General features: G+C 63.8%; 2 protein-coding genes. One reads left to right on the plus strand and one right to left on the minus strand.

Annotated elements, in window-relative coordinates; genetic code table 11:
• A partial coding sequence (locus MVF76_RS01245) for an ABC transporter ATP-binding protein (protein ID WP_297526867.1) occupies positions 1-548 on the minus strand: 548 nt, incomplete at its 3' end.
• 69 nt (positions 549-617) lie between these two features.
• On the opposite strand from MVF76_RS01245, the gene MVF76_RS01250 reads away from it, so the two are divergent.
• Positions 618-1,653: diguanylate cyclase (locus tag MVF76_RS01250; protein ID WP_297526869.1), on the plus strand; the 1,036-nt coding region annotated here is incomplete at its 3' end.

The raw sequence follows: 1,653 nt of genomic DNA on the forward strand, positions 1-1,653 counted from the left end.
AGATCGCGGATCAGATCGCGGATCTCGCGGATCTGGATGGGGTCGAGGCCCACGGTCGGCTCGTCGAGCACCACCACCGCCGGCGTGTGGATGATGGCCTGGGCGATGCCCACCCGCTGCTGGTAGCCCTTGGACAGGTTGGCGATCAGGCGCCGGCCGACGGCCTCGAGGCCGCAGCGATCCTTGGCGCGGCGCACGGCGGCGTCCACCTTGTCGCGCCGGATGCGGTTGAGGCGGGCGCAGAAGCGCAGGTATTCGTCCACCGTCAGTTCGCGGTACAGGGGTGGCTGTTCGGGCAGGAAGCCGATTTCGGCCTTGGCGGCCTTCGGCTGCTCGAGCAGATCGATGCCGTTGATGGTGATGCGCCCCTCGGTCGGCGCCAGGTTGCCGGTGATGATCTGCATGGTGGTGGACTTGCCGGCGCCGTTGGGGCCGAGGAAACCCAGCACTTCGCCCTTTTGCAGCGCGAAGCTCACATCCTGGACCGCGAGCAGATGACCGTAGGCACGGGAGAGATGATGTACACTTACCAGAGGGCTATCCATCATTGGCGTCCTGTTCTCCGGAAAGTTGCAGGCAGGTGGCGACCGGGTCCGGGTGGTCGCCGCAGGAATTATATGAATTATCCATTGTGTGACAAGTACGGGTTCGACGAAATCGGACGCCAGCGCCGCATCAAGCTGCTGGGCCTGTCCCGGTCCGATCACCGGCTGGCCGGCCAGTTGCACGCCCGGGTGATCACCCCCTTCGGGGCGCGCATCATCGACGATTTCTACGATTACCTGGTGTCCATGCCGGAAACCGCATGGTTTCTCGACGGCGGCCGCAAGGTGCCGCAGCTCAAGGTCACCCACGCCGACTATCTCGATACCCTCGGCATCGGTTTCGACAGCCCGGACTACTTCGAGTCCCGTTTGCGTGCCGGCATTGCCCACGCGCGCATCGGTCTGCCCCTGAGCCTCTATCTGGCCGCCTATCGCCTGCTCGAGGACCTGATCCTGGACCGTTTTTCGCCCGAATTGTTCCGCATTCCGGAAGAAGGCATGGCGCTGGTGCGCCTGCTGGGGCGGGTCATCAAGCTGGACATCAGTCTGGCCATCGAAGTCTATCACCAGTCGCAGATCCAGGACTGGATCCGTTCCGTGCATTCACTGGCCGACGAAAAGGAAGAACTCTCCCAGCAGATCCGGACAGACGCCCTGACCGAGGTTTCCAGCCGTCGCCATCTGGAAGACGTGCTCGCGCGGGAAATCCGGCAGGCACGAGCGAAGACGCGACCGTTGTCGGTGGCCATCGCGGATCTGGACCACTTCAAGCACATCAACGACGAATACGGGCATCTGATCGGGGATCAGGTCCTGCGGGAGGTCGGTCATCGTCTGGCGGCGGTGGTGCGTGAAAGGGACACCGTTGGTCGCTTCGGTGGCGAGGAGTTTCTGTTCATCCTGCCCGCCAGCGACCTCGAGATGGCCACCCAGGTCGGCGAGCGGATTCGCCGGCAACTGGCCAATGACCCGGTGGTTCTGGAAGGACGGAACATCCCCCTGACCATCAGCGTGGGCGTTGCAACCCTGAACGAGAACGACGATGCCGAATCCCTGCTGGAGCGGGCCGACGAAGCCCTCTATGCGGCCAAGCAGGGCGGACGGAACC

Origin of the sequence: Thiohalobacter sp. (genome assembly GCF_027000115.1) — a bacterium.
GTDB lineage: Bacteria > Pseudomonadota > Gammaproteobacteria > Thiohalobacterales > Thiohalobacteraceae > JALTON01.